This is a genomic window from Erythrobacter donghaensis, from assembly GCF_001557325.1.
GTDB lineage: Bacteria > Pseudomonadota > Alphaproteobacteria > Sphingomonadales > Sphingomonadaceae > Erythrobacter > Erythrobacter donghaensis_B.
Genome location: NZ_LSJS01000298.1, coordinates 1 through 18,314, shown reverse-complemented (window position 1 = coordinate 18,314; position 18,314 = coordinate 1). Strand labels below are relative to the sequence as shown.

The following is an 18,314-nucleotide window of genomic DNA, read 5'->3' as shown; positions in this document are numbered from 1 at the left end:
GACTTTCAGACCGAGGAGTATCCATGATGCGTTCCACCGGCAACGGTCCCTCATTCATCGGCACGGCGTACAGAATCGAGCGCGCTGTGATCACTGAGATCGGCGCAGCTGAAAGCACCGCCCAGGCGAGCAGCGCCGAGCGGCCAGCGCGCCTCCGGACGATTTAACGTGGATGCGTCTCGGAACAGAACTGAGCTGGAACGAATTTTCGCGACCCAACGCGAAGGGACGCGTGAGCAGGTTTCGCGCAGCTACGAAGAACGCATGGACCTGCTCGGGCGCCTTGGCCGGATATTTGAGCAGCACAGAGACGAATTGGTCGATGCCGTTGCCGCCGATTTCGGCATTCGATCCCGCTACGAGACTATCCTGCTCGACCTGATGCTTGGCATATCGGAAATTAAATTTGCGCGCCGCAATCTGAAGACGTGGCTGAGGCCGCGGCGGGTGAAGACTGACATCTTCGGCCTTCCCGGTTCATCGCGCCTGGTCCCCCAGCCCCTAGGTGTGGTGGGCGTTCTCGGCACGTGGAACTATCCGCTCGGCACCATATTCGTTGGCGCGGCCGGTGCATTGGCGGCCGGCAACCGCGTGATCGCAAAGCCGAGCGAAGTTTCCGCCAACGCCGCCGAAGCCAGCGAGCGGCTTGTGCGCCGGTATTTCGCCGAAGAGGAATTCGCGATTGTCCAGGGCGGGCCCGACATGGCACAGGCGATGACGGCCCTACCTTTCGACCATATTCTCTTCACCGGTTCACCCGCGGTTGGCCGCAAAGTCTATGAAGCGGCGGCTGCCAACCTTACACCTGTTACTCTGGAACTTGGCGGCAAATGCCCTGCCATCGTGGGCAAGGGTGCATCGCTTGCACAAGTCTGTGAAAGCTTAGTGTTCGGCAAGCTGCTCAACGCCGGCCAGACCTGCATCGCCGCTGACTATGCCTTCGTCCATGTCGATCAGATGGAAAGCTTCGTCGCCGCACTCCGCGCTCAGGTTGCCAAATGCTACCCCAACGCGGCAAGCAACCCCGATTTCACCAGTATCATCAATGACCGACAGTTCGCGCGGCTCCAAGGTTTGCTCGATGATGCCGAAGCCAAGGGCGCGACGGTGCTCAACCTCTCGGACAACGGCGATGGAACGCTTCCTGAACGGCATCGGATCGTGCCGTTGGCGGTTCTCGACGTTACCGATGACATGGCGATGATGCAGGAGGAGATTTTCGGACCGATCCTGCCGATCATGCCATATCGCTCCGAAGACGAGCTCATTCGCTACGTAAACCGGCATGAGCGCCCGCTGGCGCTCTATTATTTTGGCGACGAAAGTGAGGAACGGCGCAAGATCATTTCCGAAACGCACGCTGGCGGCGTGACTCTCAACGGCACGGTCATGCACGTCTTCCAGCGCCGGCTGCCTTTCGGTGGCATCGGACAGAGCGGCATCGGTGCCTATACCGGCGTCGCCAGTTTCGAGCGCTTCACTCATTACAAGCCGGTGTTCTCTCAGCCGAAACTCAGCCTGCTTGGTCAACTTCTGCCACCCTATTCGAGCAAGACCGAAGGACTACTCAACATCTTCGAAAAGATCCTCTGACGTGGCTGCGGCGGTTGATGCTGGCATGTTGCATGACGCCGGGTCGCCAGCATGGGTCGAATGACAAGGGAAGCAAATGGCTGACTATGTAATTATTGGAGGTGGGTCGTCGGGCGGCGTTATCGCCAGCCGGTTGTCCGAGGACCCCGATGTCACCGTTTGCCTGCTCGAGGCAGGCGGCCCAGGCACCTCGCCGCTTGTGTCCACGCCCGGCGCTTTTGCGGCGCTGATCCAAGACTATCGGATCAATACGCTCAACTGGCGGTTCAACACCGACCCTTCAAAGGCGCTCAACGACCGCCGCCTCTACAATCCGCGCGGGAAGATGCTGGGTGGATCGAGCGGTATGAACGGGATGGTCTATATCCGCGGCGACCGGTCGGATTTCGACCACTGGGCCGAACTCGGCAACGACGGCTGGGGTTACAACGATGTCCTGCCCTATTTCCGCAAGGCTGAGAATAATGAGCGCGGTGAGGATGAGTTTCACGGCTCGTCGGGACCGCTTCACGTATCCAACGGCAAGCGCGAATTCGATGTCTATGATGCTTTCATCGAGGCGGCGACTGGACTGGACCATCCAGCCAATCCGGACTTCAATGGTGCCAGCCAGGAAGGTGTCGGCATCTATCAGTTTACCGTGAAGGACGGGAAGCGCGCCAGCGTGAAGGCGTGTTACCTTGATCCGGTGATGGGCAGGCGCGGCAACCTCCGCGTCGAAGTACATGCCCGCGTCCATCGTATCAGGTTTGAGGGCAACCGCGCGGTGGCAGTCGAGTATTCCCAGGACGGGCAGTTGAAGACGATCCCGTGCGAAAAGGAAGTCATTGTCAGCGGCGGCGCCTATAATTCGCCCCAACTGTTGATGCTTTCCGGTATCGGACCGCGTGATGAGTTGGAGAAGCATGGAATCGAAGTGATTCATGATATTCCCGGTGTCGGCCAGAATCTTCACGACCATCCTGACCTGATGCTGGTCTACCAGTCGAAGAAGCGGCTCGGGATCGCACTCAATGTCGTTGGCGCGCTCAAGACCGTGCGAGACCTATTCCAGTATCTCACGCAAAGGAAAAGCTGGCTGGCATCGCCGCCCACGGCTGCAGGCGGTTTCTTGCGATCCGCGCCGGGGCAGAACCGGGCGGACTGCCAGGTCCATGTCGTGCCGCTCGCCTATCGCGACCATGCGCGCGACTACAAGCTGATGACGAAATGGGGCTATACGATCATTCTCAATATTGGGCGCCCAAAGAGCCGCGGCTGGGTTGCCTTACATGACTCAAACCCCGAATCCGATCCCAAGATAGACCTCAATCTCTTGAGTCATCCCGACGACCTCAAGACGTTGCGCAATGCCTTCCGTGTCGTGCAGGAGATCCTGCATTCGGATCGCATGAAGGCGATGATGAAACGGCCTCTCTATCCTGACCGCTACCTTGAAACTGATGAAGAGATCGACGCCTATATCCGGGCAGAAGCCAATCATGCTTATCATCCGGTGGGAACATGCAAGATGGGCACCGACGAGATGGCGGTGGTCGACAACCGCCTGCGCGTTCACGGCCTCGCAAATATCCGCGTGGCCGATGCCTCGATCATGCCATCAATCGTCAACGGCAACACCAATGCAACCTGCATCATGATCGGCGAGAAAGCCGCCGACATGATCCGGCACGATAATATGAGCAGCAAGAATAGCATCGCAGAATATTGAATTGGACGATTGGATCAATGCTGCAGACACAGATGCTTACGAAAAGAAGTCCGGAGAGGCCTATCGCATGTCAGTTTATTATGTGTCGACTGCGCCATTGTGGGCGAGCGCCTTAGAGGAGCGCGGCTGATGGACGTCCGTACGCAAATACGTCGCGCCGCACGTTATTTCGCCCAGCAAGAGGCTCTCGTTCACGGCCACAGGCGGTTGACTTTCTCGGAAGCCTGGTTGCGCGGCGTGAAGCTCGCAAATGCTCTTGCGGAGTGCGGCCTTCAACCGGGTGACCGGATTGCTACGCTGGAGAAGAACTCCATCGAGGCCGCCGACATCATACTGGCGGCTGCCATTGGAAACTATACGCGTGTTCCTCTCTATGCGCGCAACCGATGTGAAGCGCACGCCCATATGATCGCGAGTACCGGATCTCGGTTGGCGCTGGTCGATGAGGCATTGGCTTCGGAGTTGGCGGGGCTGGATGCCCAAGCTCCGACGCTTGAGCGGATCATTATCCGCGATCACAACTATGAGAATTGGTTGGCGACAGCCTCGGACCGGGATCCCGATCCCGTCGTCGCGCCGGAGGACTATTGTGTCATCCGCCACACCGGCGGCACGACGGGCAAACCCAAGGGCGTTGCCTATCGGCACCGTTCATGGATGACGATCTCCGCCGCATTTTTGAGCATCGGCCCCCAAGTGGCTCCAGGGGATGCCATTCTGCATGTCGGCCCGTTGTCCCATGCATCGGGCTTCCTGTTCGTGCCGGCCTGGTATTGCGGCGCCCGCAACGTGATGATGGACGGCTTCGATCCAGCGTCCTTTCTTGACACTCTCGAGCAGGAACGGATCAGCCATGCCTTTGTAGCCCCCACCATGCTCAATGCCATAGTGCATCACGACGGGGCATATGGCCGCCACTTTCCGAATTTGAAGTTTCTGCTGAGTGCTTCAGCGCCGATCTCCGAGCCGACGCTTCGCAAGTCGTGCCAGATATTCGGGAATCATGTTCTTCATTCGGCCTATGGACAGACCGAAATCCTGCCCATCGCGTCTATGGGGCCCAACGAGTGGTTCGGCGAATTTGAAGGTTCTGCCCCAATTCGGGCGGTCGGACGTCCCATGAGTGGCGCCGATATCGAAATCCGTAACGAGGACGGAAAGGTGCTGGGACCAAACGAGCCCGGCGAGATCGTCGCACGGTTCGAAAATGGCCAGATGGAGGAATTCTGGAACGATCCGGAGGAAACCGCCCGGCGCATGGAAGATGGCTGGGTCAAAACCGGCGATGTCGGCATGATCGACACAAACGGATTTTTGTATCTGCTCGATCGCAACAACGACATGATCGTGTCAGGCGGCTTCAATATCTATCCCACCGAAATCGAAAACGTAATTGCCGACCATCCCGGTGTACTCGAGGTCGCGGTCTTTGGCGTGCCCCATGAAAAATGGGGTGAAACGCCGCTTGCAATGGTGCGTGTCAAGCCCGGAGCACAAATCACGGAGACCGAGATAATAGATTTGGTGCGCCAGCGTCTGGGCTCCGCAAAAAAGCCAAGCAAGGTCGTTTTTACCGCCGAGCCACTGCCGTTGAGCAATGTCGGAAAGGTGCTTCGTTCAAAGCTTCGAGAGCCCTATTGGGCGGGCCAGGACCGGCGCATTTCGGGGGCATGACCGACGCAGCCATCCTAGCCACATCCTCTATTCCGGTGACCGCCTGCCGGCGCGCGGGAGACTGCAATGGACTATGAATACATCCTGGTTGAGCAACGCGGCCCAGCGCTTTGGGTGACCCTCAACCGGCCGGCAGCGTTGAACAGTCTGTCGTTGGCTTTGGCCGAGGAACTCGCCGCAGCGATCGAGGCAGCGGAAGCAGATGCGACGGTGCGCGCTTGCATTCTTACCGGCGCCGGACGGGCGTTTTGCGCTGGCGCGGATCTGCTCGCAATTGGCGATGGAACAGGCGGACAAACTCTCGCCGAACGCTTAAATCTGTTTCTGCCGCGGCTCGGTCAGGCTTTTAACAGGATCGAGACGTCGCGCCTTCCGATAATTGCGGCGGTCAACGGCCTTACGCTCGCCGGCGGCTTGGAACTGGTGTTGTGCTGTGATCTCGTCATTGCCGCGCACCCGGCCAGATTTGGCGACGCCCATGCAAATTACGGCCTGTTGCCCGGCGGTGGAGGGTCGGTTCGACTCCCTAGGAAGATCGGCGAAGCGCGTGCGAAACATCTGATGATGACCGGCGGGACCATCTCGGCTGCCGAGATGAAGGAAGCCGGACTCGTGACCCAACTGGTTGCTCCCGAGGATCTCATTGCGGCAGCGCAAGCGCTGGTAGAATCTCTTGCAGAAAAGAGCCGGCCAGGGCTCGCCTACATGAAGCAGCTAGTCCGCGCTGCGCAGGATAGCTCGCTCGAAGTCGGGCTGCGTCAGGAACTCGAAGCCATGGCTGCTTACGCCTTGTCCAACGACATTGTCGAAGGACTGGCGGCATTCCGGGAGAAGCGGAAGCCCGATTTTTCCGACCGGTGAGACCTGATCGGATGCGGAACACATTGGAAGAATGGATCAACGAATGACCGACATATTCGTCATGGGGGTTGGGATGACCCCGTTCGGAAAACAGTTCGACAAGAGCCTGAAAATGCTCTGCGCCGAAGCTTCGTCGCAGGCCTTTTCCGACGCAGGATGCACCGCCGGCGATGTCGAAGCCATCTTCTTCGGCAATTGCGTCCAGGGGCATATGGAGGGCCAGGACATGATCCGCGGCGAAATCGTGGCGCGAGCGATGGGCATCTCAAGCGTTCCCGTGGTGAATGTCGAAAACGCATGTGCGACGGCTTCCACGGCCTTGCACATGGCCGCCGCCTATGTTCGATCGGGGGCAGCGGATGTCGTACTCGCGCTCGGCGCGGAGAAGATGTACTCGCCCGACAAGGCGCTCATGTTCAGTGCATTCGATGGCGCTTGGGACGTGCATGAAACCGAGTCGGGCCGCGCGCAGCTGCTGGCCATGGGCAATGGCGTCGATGTTCCGGAAGGAACGACATCGAGTCAGCCTTACAGCGTTTTCATGGATGTATACGCCGCGATGGCACGCGCGCACATGAAGACCTACGGCTCGACGCAAGCGCAAATCGCGGCCGTCTCGGCGAAAAATCACATGCATTCGACGCGCAATCTGCTTGCCCAGTATCGCCTCCCATATACCGTCGAAAGTGTACTCGCTGCGCCTCCGATCGTTTACCCGTTCACACTGCCGATGTGCTCCCCGATCAGCGACGGCGCCGCCGCTGCGATCATCTGCAGCGAAGCCGGTCGGCGCAAACTGTCGGCAGCCCCGGACAGGGCGCTAAGAATCCTGGCGTCTGTGCTGCAAACCGGCGCCGCGCGCGATCCCTTTGATTATGACCACCATGTCAGCCGCCTTGCGGCGAACCGGGCCTATGCGATGGCCGGCGTGGGGCCAGAAGATATTGGCGTCGCGGAGGTGCATGACGCCACGGCGGTTGGCGAGATCATTGAAATCGAGGCGCTCGGCCTGACGCCGCCTGGCGAGGGCGGACTCGCGGCAGAGCGCGGTGAGACGGCGCTGGGTGGGCGTATTCCGGTAAACACGTCGGGCGGGCTTGAATGCAAGGGACATCCGATCGGCGCCACCGGGCTCGGCCAAATCTACGAGCTTGCGCTGCAATTGCGCGGCGAGGCGGAAGATCGACAGGTTCCGAATGCCCGGTTCGCGATCGCGCAGAACGGCGGAGGTTTCATCGGGGTGGAAGAGGCGGTGGTCGCCGTCACGATCCTGGGCCGGTAGTTGTCAGAGCGCGCCTAGGGAAACACGGGGTCACGATATGAACTTTGAGCTGTCCGATGAACAACGCATGGCGGTGGAAACCGTCCGCCGCTTTCTCGACAACAAGCTTGAGCCGGAAATCCGCCGGCATGGGGAGCGATTCATCCCCAAACCGCTCATGAAGGAATGGACTCAAGCACTGACCGGCTATGGCCATATTACCGCACCGCATCAGGAGCAATGGGGCGGGCTTGATATGGGATGGCTCACTCATCTGCTCATTTTCGAGGAGATCGCCTATTCCTCGCTCGATGTGGCCATACCCGGCTTCATCAACGCGGTTGGCGCAGAACTCATCCGCCGCTTCGCCCCGGAGACGATCAAGCAACGCTATCTTGCCGACCTCGTCGCGGCCGAGAAGTTCGTTTCGCTCGGCATCTCGGAGCCCGATGTCGGCTCGGACGTCGCCGCCATCAAGACACGCGCCGTACGAGACGGCGATTTCTGGGTCATCAATGGCGAAAAGACCTGGATCACCAACGGAGCCTACTCGGACATCTTCATCTGTACGTGCAAGACTGGCGAAAATGAAGTCACTCACATCCTGGTCGATCGTGACGAGAGTGAGTATGAGGTGCGCGATATCCAGAAGATGGCGCTCAACGGCCAATCGACTGCACAGATATTCCTGACCGAATGCCGCGTACCGGTGGCAAACACGATCGGCCGGGTCGGCGATGGATTGCGCAATACGTTGCAAGTGTTCGAGATTGCCCGCTGCCATATGGCGATGTGGAGTATCGGCATCGCACGGCGAGCAATGGATGAGGCGATCGCGTACGCTCGCGATCGCGCGCAGCATGGCAAGAAGATCGCCGGCCATCAGCTGATCGCCGACAAGATCGCCATCATGGCGACCAAGATCGACGCAGCCCGTCTGTTGACGCACCGGGCAATATCCCTCGTCCAGGCGGGCACGCGCGCAGAGACGGAATGCTCGATGGCCAAGTGGTACGCCACCGAAATGGCGATCGAAGCGACGCGCGATGCGCTTCAGATCCATGGCGGCAACGGCGTCACCCGCGAATTCATCGTTGAGCGGCTGGTGCGTGAGGCGATCATTTGCCCCATCCCCGATGGCACGACGGAGATTCAAAAGCTTGTTGTTTCGCGCGCCCTGACCGGCATTCAAGCCTTTCGGTAAGGCTCAGACGAAAACGACAGCGTCGACGGAAATGGAGCCGCGTGCCTGACTCGCACAGGATCAAATGCGCAGATGCGTCGCTCAGGTAAAAGAGGCAGACAAGCGATGGACGAAGAGCTTCGTTTCGATGGCAGGGTAGTGGTTGTGACCGGAGCCGGAGGCGGACTTGGGCGCCAGTACGCGCTGATGTTTGGCGGGCGCGGAGCCAAGGTGGTGGTGAATGATCTGGGTGGCGACGAGAAAGGGAGCGGCAGCTGCTCCACAGCCGCTGACAATGTGGTCGACGAAATTCGAGCCACGGGCGGTCAGGCGGTGGCAAATTATGCGTCGGTCGAGGAGGGCGCGCTGATCATCCAAGCCGCGGTTGACAACTTCGGAACCGTTGACGTCGTCATCAACAATGCCGGCATCCTGCGCGATGTGAGCTTCCACAAAATGACCGACGAAGACTGGACACTGCTTCAGCGGGTCCATCTGAATGGGACGCGGGCAGTGACGCAGGCAGCATGGCCGATACTGCGCGACAAGGGCTATGGCCGCATCGTCATGACCACGTCTGCAGCCGCAATCTACGGCAACTTCGGTCAGGCCAACTATGCCGCAGCCAAGCTCGGAATATTGGGGCTTGCGAACGCGCTGGCGGAGGAGGGGCGGTCCAGAAACATCCAGGTTAATACGATCGCCCCAATCGCCGCATCGCGTATGACCGCGACTGCCTTTCCACAAGAGTTTCTCGCCAATCTCAGAGCGGAAGCGATCAGTCCATTGGTCGGTTGGCTTGCGCACGAGAATTGCAGCGAAACCAAAGGGCTTTTTGAAGTTGGAGCCGGCTATATCGCCAAGCTTAGGTGGGAGCGCGCGCTTGGGCACGCCTTCGGAGCGGACAGGGCGTTCACGCTCGATGATGTCGCCCGGCACTGGGGTAGAATTGTCGACTTCACGGATGCCGAGCACCCGCTCGGGCTGAATGACAGCCTTGAGGCGGTAGAACGGGCGCTGAGAGCGTAATCAACCCGATGAATTACCATGATATTTTTGAGCGGCCGTCGGGCTGCCGATGGCGTCGTGCTGCCGCCAGATATCGATGAGCAGCAGGAATAGTTCTGCAGCGAATTGAATTGGACGACGGCCCTCAAATGCCGCCAAACGGCATGAACTACACAATATCTCCTGGGAAGAGAGGATCAGCCATGAGAGGATGTCTATTGGCTTCTGCCGCGTTGTTGTGCTCGGGAACAGCATTTGCCCAGGAAGCAACGCCCCAGGCGAACGACCAAACCGGGAGCGCCACGGAAGCGCTGGCTGAGGACATTGTCGTTACCGCCACCAAAAAGGGCTATGGCGAAAGCGTGCAGAAAGTACCGATGGCGGTCACGGCTTTTGGTGAAGCGCAGCTGGATGCCAAGTTCGTCCAGAATCTTCAAAGTCTGAGCTACGACGTTCCCAACGTCCAGCTCGAGGATGTGGGTACGGCACCGGGCTATGCCAATTTCACTATCCGGGGCCTCGGCATCAACAGCACGATCCCATCGATCGACCCCACCGTAGGCGTTTTCACTGACGGTATTTACCTCGGCATCAACGCTGGTGTCGTGCTGGACAACTTCGACCTTGAGGGGATCGAAGTTCTGCGTGGACCGCAAGGCTTGCTTTTCGGTCGCAACGTTACCGGCGGTGCCGTGGTTGTGCGGACCACGCGGCCCAGCTTCGATTTTGGAGCCAAAGCCAAGCTATCCATTGAAACGGGACTGAAAAAGACCGTAAGCGGCACGGTTACCGGACCTATCGTCGATGACGTTTTGGCTGCCAAATTGGCCGTCTACTACAGCGACGACAATGGCTGGTTTCGCAACCGCTTCGACAATCGCAGCTTCGGTAAATCACATGACCTTATCATTCGCCCGGCACTTTCGCTCAAGGGTGGCGACCGCTTCCGAATGGATCTCCGCTATGAGCATGGCGATGTCGAAAGCGATGGAGCCCCTGTCCAGAGTCACGCGCTGTTTCCCCGCGACAGCTTCAGGTTTTCGATCAATTTCCCAGGTTTCTATGATGCCAAATGGGACCAGGCGATCGTGGAAACCAACATCGATGTCGGTCTGGGCGAAGGCGTCTTCACCAACATCGCTGGCTATCGGAAATTCCGATCCTCCGCGGGCGCTGATATCGATGGAACACCACAGTCCTTCTTTCATGCCTTTTTCGAAATCGACCAGGATCAACTCAGCGACGAACTTCGTTATGCCGGAAGGTTCGGTGACGTCGAATTGACAACCGGTCTATACTATTTTTCCTAGGATCTTCGTTACGCCGAGCTGCGGAATCTTTTGGGCGGTGCTCGGATCGTTTCCGGTGGGGGTACGCAAGACCAGACAACATGGGGCATTTTTGCTTCGACCGACTGGCATTTCACCGATACGCTGACCTTGAATCTCGGCGCGCGGTATAGTTGGGAACGCAAAGCCGTTCGGGTCTCGGCCTTACGCGCAAATGGTTGCAATCTAGACACGCTGATCTGTGCAACCAATTTCGCCGACGCGGCAAAATGGCGAGGGTTTACGCCGAAAATCGGCCTTCAGTGGAAGCCGGATGACGACACGCAGATTTATGGCCTTTACACGCGCGGGTTCCGCAGCGGCGGATATAATTTGCGCAACACCGATCCCGCTGTGCCGCCGGGGCCATTCAATCAAGAGACCCAGGACAGTTTCGAACTCGGCGCCAAGAAGCAATTCGGGCGCCACCGGATCAACCTGGCGGCCTTCTACAATCGCATGAAGGACCTGCAGCGCGAGATCAACCTGCCCGGACCGCTTGGCGTCAGCCAGGTCATACGGAACACCGCCGACGCCACAATCAAAGGCGTCGAGGCCGAGGGGCAGTTTTTTCTTTTGTCCAACCTCGTGATTTCGGGTCAGCTCGGCTACGTGAATGGCCAGTATCGCAACGTCCAGTTCGACCTCAGCGGTGATGGCGTCATCAACGATGTGGATCGTGCGCTCAAATTGCCAAGGCTGTCGCCATGGACCTATGGCGTGGGGCTGACTTATGATCAGCAGCTTGGCGAATTGGGGACAGCAACGGCGCGTGTCAGCTTCACGCATCGCGACAAGGCGGCATTCACCGACAACAACGTCGGCTTCCTTCAGGGCGCCGATATGCTCGATGCGAGCCTCACATTGGCGACCGACAACAAGCACTGGCGCTTCTCCATCTATGGCCGAAACCTCCTGAATGAGGTGACGATTGGCGGCGATACACCTTTGCCGGCGGCCTTCGGGGGCACGGGTGCAAGCCTTTCACCGCTAAACAGGGGGCGCGTCATCGGCGGAGAAGTGGCGATTAGCTTCTAGGCCATTTTCGAGGCGAGTGGAATCACCCGCCAACTCGGAAAATGCCCAAGATCAATTTGCTAGAGCATTTCCTGCCGGAAAGCCGGTTCCCACTTCTGCGCGAAATGCTCTAGCTGATCGCGACGGATGCAGCGGATTTCCGATCGCACCCCGCCCCCTTGCCGTTAATCCGATGATGCGGTGCGCCATGCCTGACGAACAAGGCTGACGAGCGCACGGCCAGCCGGTTTTACCTGCCAGCGGCTACGCACAGCATAACAAAGCGTCAATGGATCGAATAAACCGATTCCCTCCAAGGCCACGAAATTGGCGCGAAACCATGAGTTCTCGGTGAACTGTTTTGCAACCATCCCGATAGCATCGGATGTGGCAACGATCCGTCGAACCAATTGAAAATAGTCTGTCATGTGGATCCAGTCAGCGGGACGCTTACCGCTTTTTTCGTACATCTGCTGAATGATCGATGTGTAGGGTTCGGAAGATGAGGGCACTACGAATTCGAACTGGACCAGCGGCTCCTTGCTGGTCGGGTTTATCCCCAGAATGGGATGATTGTTCCGCACAAAAGGCAGTATTTCGATCGAGGCGACCCGCTCGCACTTGAATTCCGGCCAGCGTGCAAAGGCCGCTTCAAGTCCAAAGGCGACATCGATATCGCCGCGCGACAGGAGTCGCACGCCCCTTTCGCTGTTGCCCGAAACGACTTCGACGCGCACTGCCGGATGGCGCCGCAGCAAAGAAACCAGAGGTTGGGTGAGCAACCAGTCGATTGACCCTGGGAACAGTCCGATTCGAAGCGGGCCCGCATAGGCGTCGGCGCGGCGGGCTGTATCTCCGAGTAGTTCAGCTGCGTCGGCAAGCAAGCGCGCTGCGCGATCAATAAATTCGCGTCCCTCCTCTGTCGGCATCGCGCCCCGTGAGGTCCGATGGAAAAGGGAATAGCCAAGATGCCGTTCGAGTTCAGCGACACTCTTGGTCACCGACGACTGCGTGACACCAACCGCATCCGCTGCCCTGGAGAAGGAACGAAGCTGACCAACCGCGACGGCATGCTTGAGGCGAGAATCGAGCATGGACATGCCCCACAGGAATAATTGCTCCAGAGAATGAATTAGGCGAATCAAGGTCATTTTGCCAATCTTACTTTCGACACTGCCGCCCAGCACGACTGCAACCCGTCTCGAAATCTGGAGCGGCGAAACGGCCTGGATCAAAGCGCCAAGGTCTCAGACGCAGGTATGCCTGAATGACGAAAACTGGTCCGCTTGCAGGCCTCAAAATACTCGAAATTGCGGGCATCGGCCCGGCGCCGTTTTGCGGAATGCTGTTGGCCGACCTTGGCGCCGATGTCGTCGTCATTGAACGCGTAAGCCCTAACTCCGAAAATATCGATCTTGGCAGCGGCGCCATTGTGAACCGCGGGAAACGTGTAATTGCCTTGGATCTGAAGTCCCCCGAAGGCGTCGCGCATGTCCTGGATCTCGTCCAAAGGGGCGATGTACTGATCGAAGGCATGCGGCCTGGGGTGATGGAGAGGCTCGGCCTTGGTCCCGAGGTTTGCCTAGCGCGTAACCCCCGCCTTGTATTCGGTCGCATGACGGGTTGGGGGCAGCAGGGACCTCTCGCCCAAGCGGCCGGCCATGACATCAACTATATCGCGCTGTCAGGAGCCCTTTGGTATGCTGGGCATCCCGGTGAACCGCCAATGGCGCCGCCAAGCCTGGTAGGCGATATTGGGGGTGGAGCGCTCTATTTGGCCATCGGCGTCCTCGCAGCGGCAATGCACGCGCGGGATACCGGGAATGGGCAAGTGGTTGACGCCGCGATCGTCGATGGGAGCGCTCACATGATGAACTTGCTCCTGAGCCTGAAGGCCGCCGGCCAGGTTGCCAGCATACGCGGCTGCAGCATCCTTGACGGCCCTCACTGGTACTCGACCTATCGGTGCGCCGACGGGAATTTCATCTCAGTCGGATCACTCGAGCCCAAGTTCTATGCGCTGCTTTGCAAAAAGCTGGGGTTGGCCGGCGATAGCAGTTTTGACGACGGCTATGATCGTGATGCCTGGCCCGAGCTCAAGCAGCGTTTTAGCGAGATATTCGCCATGCGGACACGGGAAGAATGGCGCACACTGCTGGAAGGCAGCGATGCCTGCTTTGCCCCCGTGCTTGATCCGGACGAAGCGGCGCGCCATCCTCATATGGCAGCGCGAGGCGTCTATCGGGAGATCGACAATATCCTCCAGGCAATGCCGGCGCCACGTTTTTCGGGCTCGTCACTACCGATCCCCGGACCGATCCCGCTGCATCATGAAGATCCGAGTACAATTCGGCGGGGCTGGAGCAAACCGGACCGCTGCGGGATTACCGCCAGAACCGACTGTTGCGAGTAGTCGGTTGGCATGGTGGGCGGCCAGCGGCCCGACACGAACGGTGATTTCATAACTATGAACCAATGCGACGCTCCGCTTCGCTGCGCTGCATTCAAATCAAAGGAGACAACGACACACAGGCACGTCAAACTATCCGATGATTCCTGTACGCCACGCCGGAACGGCGATTGCGGACGTGTCCACGGGACGTTGTTCGCATCGTGATTCGCTCGGCGCTTGAAATCAATGCTCGCCCCGGATGTGACGACGCCGATGGGATTTCCACTGCGGCGTCCACGGCCAATGTCCTGGCGTGAGGGCTTCGGTCATCGACCGATTCGACCGTCCGAATGCGGTCTTTTGGCGCGCCTGAGAATCCGCATCAGAGTTGAGTGCGCGTTGTTCGGGAATCTCATTTAAATATTTGTAAAAACGTAATAATATAGATAATAACTCCAACCTGTATCCAGTGTGGAGTAATGGTCGCAGGGCGTGAACTTACGCCCTTATGGATGCGTCGAAGTCCTTCAGTTTGAATCTCAGGAAATTGCGGCTTGCGATGCGCATCACGCAAGAAGCGCTCGCCCATGATGCGGGCACGAGCAGCTCTTATCTGAGTGCGATCGAAAATGGCCGGTCGAGCCCGACGCTGAAAGCAATGGAGCGGCTCGCGAAGGCACTCGGCGTTAATGCCGTCTATCTCTTGTCCGGCCGGATATCGATCTCGATCGTTTCGGACGACGAACTGGAAATCGGCGCGATACTGGCGCGCCCGGCGGTGACGCTCCGGCGCCATCCGCACAAGCCGACGGGGCGGCCGAGCAAGACCAAGTAAATCATCGGGGGCTGCACGCGCGTGGGCTGGAACCACGCGCCCGATAGACGCGCCCGCAACGCGCGCGTCGAAAGGAGTGCCCCTCGGTGCCGTTTCGCGACCTCGATGCCTATATTAAGCAGGCCAGGCGCGCGAACAGTGATCGCGAGCTGTTCAGTTGCAGCGAGGCCGCCGCACGCCAGCTCGGCCTCCCATGGCTCGCGATCGTCCAGAGCATGGCCTTCTTTCAGCCCGGTGGGCGATATTTCCGCATGGACAATTTCCAGAGCTGGGGCGACGTTTTCGTCGCCGAAGGCTATTACCGCGACGATCCCGCCTTGCTCGCGGCGCGCTCGACAAGCCGGGCGTTCTGCTGGCACGAAATGGAGCGACTGCTGGGCGGCTTCACGCGGCGACAGGCGCGCATCGTGCGCGAAGCCGCGCGTCATGGCCTGCGCAACGGCCTCACCGTTCCGATTGGCGTCGCCGGCGAGCCGCCCGGATGCTGTACGTTCGCAACGCGCGACGGGCAATTGCCGCCATCGCATATCTGCCGGATCGCGACGCTGATGGCGAGCGAGGCGTTTACCGAGGCGCGGCGCTTGCACGGCTTTCCGGCGCGCCCGCTGAAATTACCCCATCTCAGCCCAAAGCGGCTCGAATGCTTTCGCTTGGCGGCGATGGGCAAGAGCGACGTCGAGATCGGGATCATGATGAACATCGCCCCGACGACAGTGCGCACCTACATGCGTGACCTGCGCGAACATTTCGGAATCTATTCCCGCGCGCAGCTCCCGGCGATCGCGCTCGCCTGCGGAATCGTCTGCATCGAGGAGATCGTCCCGCGGTTCTGAGCGGGATCGCCGCATCCTCAATATTGACGACTGTTTGAGCCCTTCATCTCTGCTCCCTTCGCGACTGTTCAATTTGAACGGGAGCTACTGCCATGATCCATATTGTCAAAGGGTGCTCGCTTACCGATGCGCGCGCCGCCTCGATGTTCGAGGACCGCAAGACCCTGTTCGTCGATCTGCTGGGCTGGGATGTTCCGGTCGTCGGCGGCCGCTATGAAATCGACAGCTATGACGGCGACAAGGCGGTCTATCTGATCGCCACCGACGATGGCTGCATTCACCAGGGGTCGATGCGGCTGCTATCGACAGAGGGCGCACATCTTCTCGCCGATCGTTTCGCGTCGCTCTGCGAGTGCGATGCGCCCCGGGGGGAGCAGGTTCGCGAGATTACGCGACTTTGCCTGCCGCAACGATTGGGCGCCCCCGGACGCCTGCGTGTCCGCAACCGGCTCATCTCGGCGATGGTCGATCATGCGCTCGGCAGCGGAATCACCATGCTAACCGGCGTCGTGACCGCTGCTTTTCGCGAGGAGGTTTTGGCGATGGGCTGGCGCGCAGCGCCGCTCGGCCCCGCGCGCCGCATCGATGGCGCGTTCCTTGGAGCGTTCCGCATCGAGATCTGCGCCGGTACGCCTGCGCTGCTGGCGTCGAACGGCATCTATGTACCGGGTGCGATCACTCCCGATGCGGCGGCAAGAGCCGCGTGAAGGGAATGGCGATGCACGACCCCGCCCGCCTCGCCGCGATGCTGCTCGCCGACGGTTATGTCATTGTCGATAACGCCGTGCCGACCGAGCTAATCACCGCGCTCGAAGCCGAACTCGCACCGCGCTTCGTCGCCACGCCCTTTTGCGAAGGCGGATTCTACGGAGCCCGCACCAAGCGCTTTGGCGCGTTGTTGCGGCGTTCACGGCATATCGCCGGCCTTGTGCTGCACCCGATCATCCGCGGTATCGCCGAAACGGTGCTCGGGGAATGGTGCGATCGTATCGTTCTCAACCTCACCCAGGCGATCGAAATCCATCCCGGCGCGCTCGCGCAGGTGCCGCACCGCGACCAGGATCTCTGGGGCGGCGTCAAGACCGGGATGCACTATCAGATCAACGTCATCTGGCCGATCGATCCGTTCACGCTGGAGAGTGGCGCGACGCTGGTCTGGCCGGGCAGCCATCACGATGCGGCATCGCAACCGGGCGATGCACGTCCGGTCGCCGCCGAAATGCCACCCGGCTCCGCGCTGCTGTTCCTCGGATCGATCCTGCATGGTGCCGGCGCTAACCAGTCCGATCATGTGCGCCGCGCGGTCATCACCTCCTATTGCCTCGGATGGCTGCGGACGTTCGAGAATCAGTATCTCGTCTATCCGCCCGCCATCGCTCGAGCGTTCGATCCCGATCTGGCCGCGCTCATCGGCTATGCCCAGCATCGCCCCAATCTCGGCAATGTCGAAGGCCAGTGCCCGTCCGTGCTGCTTCACCGGGACGATATCGACGGCCTCCCTGCGATCGACGCGCTGCTCCCCGGCCAGGCCGACATGCTGGATGCCTATGTCGCCGAACAGGAAGCCGCGCGTGCGGGCCTGATCGGCGGGTAACGCGGGTTCGTCGGACCGGGCGCTGCACTCATGACACACGATCCAAACCCCGAAGCAGGCGGCGGCGCGCGAACACGGATCGAGGCGGATTCATCCGCTGTGGACGGTGGAGCCACGGCGTCGTCGGCCGCGGAGCGCGCTCGGCGGGCACGCGAGCATTGCCCGTTTCTGACAACCAAGCAGGCCGCGTTCCATCTCGGTCTCGCGGGGGACACGCTCAAGAAGATGCGCCGGGAGCGGCGCGGCCCGCCGTGCCGAAAGCATGGCACCGTCTGGCGCTACCATATCGACGATATCGAGGCCTGGTCGCGCGCGAACATGCGGGAGGGAGGCAATGGCTAGGCTGCTACCCTCCCGTCTGCCGGCTAAACCCACCGCGCTGATCGGTCTCGGCGCGGCCGCGCTGGCGACCACGATCGCGCTGCCGCCAACGCCGTGGCTGGTCTGGAACGCATCGGCCAGCGCGCCGATCGGTCTCTATGCCGTCAGCGGACGGCAGGACATCGCATCGGGCGACATGGTGCTGGTCCGGGTGCCCGACCGCTGGCGCCGGCTCGCCGCCGAGCGGCGCTACATTCCGATCAATATCCCGCTGGTCAAGCGCGTCGCGGCCGCGCCCGGCGATCGCGTCTGTGCGCGCGGGCGGGAGATCTATGTCAACGGCCACCCGGTGGCCGAACGCCGCGAAGCCGATGGCCGCGACCGTCCGATGCCGTGGTGGAATGGCTGCGTGATGTTGCGTTCGGGCGCATTGTTCCTGCTGATGGACAGCCCGGATTCGTTCGATGGGCGTTATTTCGGACCGACATCGCGCGGCGACGTCATCGGCGAGGTGCGACTGCTGTGGCTGGGCTGAGGGTCGCCATCACCGCCCTGGCGCTGCTGGCGGCGGCACCGGCTGACGCGCAGTCGGTCGTTCACTGGCGGCCCTATATCGAGGCAGCCTCGGCGCGTTTCGGCGTGCCGGTAGAATGGATCGAGCGCGTCATGCGCGCCGAGAGCGGCGGGCGCACGGTGCTGGACG

18 protein-coding genes and 1 pseudogene are annotated in these 18,314 nt (G+C 60.1%); 18 read left to right on the top strand and 1 reads right to left on the bottom strand.

What is annotated here, in order from left to right:
- The first annotated feature begins 23 nt into the window (after positions 1–23).
- The 10 genes from AX692_RS20340 (at position 24) to AX692_RS20625 (ending at position 11,657) form a co-directional block, all read left to right on the top strand.
- Positions 24–167 carry a hypothetical protein gene (locus tag AX692_RS20340; RefSeq protein WP_168196078.1) on the top strand — a complete coding sequence of 48 codons (144 nt, stop codon included), beginning with the start codon at positions 24–26 and terminating at the stop codon, positions 165–167.
- A 1-nt stretch (position 168) separates the two neighbouring features.
- Positions 169–1,593 (top strand): aldehyde dehydrogenase family protein, encoded by a 1,425-nt coding sequence (locus AX692_RS16940; protein ID WP_157228455.1) that lies wholly within the window; start codon positions 169–171, stop codon positions 1,591–1,593.
- Between the two features lie 76 nt (positions 1,594–1,669).
- Positions 1,670–3,304, top strand: coding sequence for a GMC family oxidoreductase (locus AX692_RS16935; protein WP_081095414.1), 1,635 nt, complete (start codon positions 1,670–1,672; stop codon positions 3,302–3,304).
- A 129-nt stretch (positions 3,305–3,433) separates the two neighbouring features.
- Positions 3,434–4,978, top strand: a complete 1,545-nt coding sequence (locus AX692_RS16930; protein WP_081095413.1) for a class I adenylate-forming enzyme family protein — start codon at positions 3,434–3,436, stop codon at positions 4,976–4,978.
- A gap of 66 nt (positions 4,979–5,044) precedes the next feature.
- Entirely contained in the window at positions 5,045–5,839 is a 795-nt protein-coding gene (locus AX692_RS16925; RefSeq protein WP_054525391.1) for an enoyl-CoA hydratase/isomerase family protein, read from the top strand.
- A 43-nt stretch (positions 5,840–5,882) separates the two neighbouring features.
- Positions 5,883–7,121, top strand: a complete 1,239-nt coding sequence (locus AX692_RS16920) for a thiolase family protein (RefSeq protein WP_066542498.1) — start codon at positions 5,883–5,885, stop codon at positions 7,119–7,121.
- A 37-nt stretch (positions 7,122–7,158) separates the two neighbouring features.
- Complete coding sequence (locus AX692_RS16915; protein ID WP_011415064.1) at positions 7,159–8,304, top strand: acyl-CoA dehydrogenase family protein; 1,146 nt, start codon at positions 7,159–7,161, stop codon at positions 8,302–8,304.
- A 105-nt stretch (positions 8,305–8,409) separates the two neighbouring features.
- Positions 8,410–9,312, top strand: a complete 903-nt coding sequence (locus tag AX692_RS16910) for an SDR family oxidoreductase (protein ID WP_011415065.1) — start codon at positions 8,410–8,412, stop codon at positions 9,310–9,312.
- A 197-nt stretch (positions 9,313–9,509) separates the two neighbouring features.
- Positions 9,510–10,601: a TonB-dependent receptor plug domain-containing protein gene (locus tag AX692_RS20630; protein WP_230959506.1), complete on the top strand. Its 1,092-nt coding sequence runs from the start codon at positions 9,510–9,512 to the stop codon at positions 10,599–10,601.
- A 30-nt stretch (positions 10,602–10,631) separates the two neighbouring features.
- On the top strand, positions 10,632–11,657 hold the full coding sequence (locus tag AX692_RS20625) for a TonB-dependent receptor (RefSeq protein WP_230959507.1): 1,026 nt from the start codon (positions 10,632–10,634) through the stop codon (positions 11,655–11,657).
- 164 nt (positions 11,658–11,821) lie between these two features.
- On the opposite strand, the gene AX692_RS16900 is transcribed toward AX692_RS20625, so the two are convergent.
- Positions 11,822–12,871: a LysR family transcriptional regulator gene (locus AX692_RS16900; protein ID WP_230959508.1), complete on the bottom strand. Its 1,050-nt coding sequence runs from the start codon at positions 12,869–12,871 to the stop codon at positions 11,822–11,824.
- Between the two features lie 32 nt (positions 12,872–12,903).
- On the opposite strand from AX692_RS16900, the gene AX692_RS16895 reads away from it, so the two are divergent.
- The 8 genes and pseudogenes from AX692_RS16895 to AX692_RS16865 form a co-directional block, all read left to right on the top strand.
- Positions 12,904–14,049, top strand: coding sequence for a CaiB/BaiF CoA transferase family protein (locus tag AX692_RS16895; RefSeq protein ID WP_026108913.1), 1,146 nt, complete (start codon positions 12,904–12,906; stop codon positions 14,047–14,049).
- A 487-nt stretch (positions 14,050–14,536) separates the two neighbouring features.
- The gene (locus AX692_RS19295) at positions 14,537–14,863 is read left to right on the top strand and encodes a helix-turn-helix domain-containing protein (RefSeq protein ID WP_017499963.1); all 327 of its coding nucleotides are present in this window, start codon (positions 14,537–14,539) and stop codon (positions 14,861–14,863) included.
- 86 nt (positions 14,864–14,949) lie between these two features.
- The gene (locus tag AX692_RS16885; protein ID WP_017499962.1) at positions 14,950–15,696 is read left to right on the top strand and encodes a LuxR family transcriptional regulator; all 747 of its coding nucleotides are present in this window, start codon (positions 14,950–14,952) and stop codon (positions 15,694–15,696) included.
- Positions 15,697–15,788: 92 nt separating this feature from the next.
- Positions 15,789–16,403 carry an acyl-homoserine-lactone synthase gene (locus AX692_RS16880; RefSeq protein ID WP_017499961.1) on the top strand — a complete coding sequence of 205 codons (615 nt, stop codon included), beginning with the start codon at positions 15,789–15,791 and terminating at the stop codon, positions 16,401–16,403.
- A gap of 5 nt (positions 16,404–16,408) precedes the next feature.
- A complete protein-coding gene (locus AX692_RS16875) occupies positions 16,409–17,290 on the top strand; it encodes a phytanoyl-CoA dioxygenase family protein (RefSeq protein WP_017499960.1) in 882 nt (293 codons plus the stop codon).
- Positions 17,291–17,320: 30 nt separating this feature from the next.
- Positions 17,321–17,632, top strand: a complete 312-nt coding sequence (locus AX692_RS19290) for a helix-turn-helix domain-containing protein (protein ID WP_081095412.1) — start codon at positions 17,321–17,323, stop codon at positions 17,630–17,632.
- Positions 17,625–18,146: a S26 family signal peptidase gene (locus AX692_RS16870; RefSeq protein WP_017499958.1), complete on the top strand. Its 522-nt coding sequence runs from the start codon at positions 17,625–17,627 to the stop codon at positions 18,144–18,146. Before AX692_RS19290 ends, AX692_RS16870 begins: the two co-directional genes overlap by 8 nt.
- Positions 18,134–18,314: pseudogene (locus tag AX692_RS16865) on the top strand (lytic transglycosylase domain-containing protein); the annotation flags it as partial. The gene AX692_RS16870 and the pseudogene AX692_RS16865, both read left to right, overlap by 13 nt.

Excerpts from the sequence above, each read along its gene's own strand:
- AX692_RS19290 (WP_081095412.1), top strand. The coding sequence starts at position 17,321 with ATGACACACGATCCAAACCCCGAAGCAGGCGGCGGCGCGCGAACACGG.
- AX692_RS16870 (WP_017499958.1), top strand. The coding sequence starts at position 17,625 with ATGGCTAGGCTGCTACCCTCCCGTCTGCCGGCTAAACCCACCGCGCTG.
- AX692_RS16910 (WP_011415065.1), top strand. The coding sequence starts at position 8,410 with ATGGACGAAGAGCTTCGTTTCGATGGCAGGGTAGTGGTTGTGACCGGA.
- AX692_RS16880 (WP_017499961.1), top strand. The coding sequence starts at position 15,789 with ATGATCCATATTGTCAAAGGGTGCTCGCTTACCGATGCGCGCGCCGCC.
- AX692_RS16895 (WP_026108913.1), top strand. The coding sequence starts at position 12,904 with ATGACGAAAACTGGTCCGCTTGCAGGCCTCAAAATACTCGAAATTGCG.
- AX692_RS16920 (WP_066542498.1), top strand. The coding sequence starts at position 5,883 with ATGACCGACATATTCGTCATGGGGGTTGGGATGACCCCGTTCGGAAAA.
- AX692_RS16915 (WP_011415064.1), top strand. The coding sequence starts at position 7,159 with ATGAACTTTGAGCTGTCCGATGAACAACGCATGGCGGTGGAAACCGTC.
- AX692_RS16935 (WP_081095414.1), top strand. The coding sequence starts at position 1,670 with ATGGCTGACTATGTAATTATTGGAGGTGGGTCGTCGGGCGGCGTTATC.
- AX692_RS19295 (WP_017499963.1), top strand. The coding sequence starts at position 14,537 with ATGGATGCGTCGAAGTCCTTCAGTTTGAATCTCAGGAAATTGCGGCTT.
- AX692_RS16930 (WP_081095413.1), top strand. The coding sequence starts at position 3,434 with ATGGACGTCCGTACGCAAATACGTCGCGCCGCACGTTATTTCGCCCAG.
- AX692_RS16875 (WP_017499960.1), top strand. The coding sequence starts at position 16,409 with ATGGCGATGCACGACCCCGCCCGCCTCGCCGCGATGCTGCTCGCCGAC.
- AX692_RS16925 (WP_054525391.1), top strand. The coding sequence starts at position 5,045 with ATGGACTATGAATACATCCTGGTTGAGCAACGCGGCCCAGCGCTTTGG.
- AX692_RS20340 (WP_168196078.1), top strand. The coding sequence starts at position 24 with ATGATGCGTTCCACCGGCAACGGTCCCTCATTCATCGGCACGGCGTAC.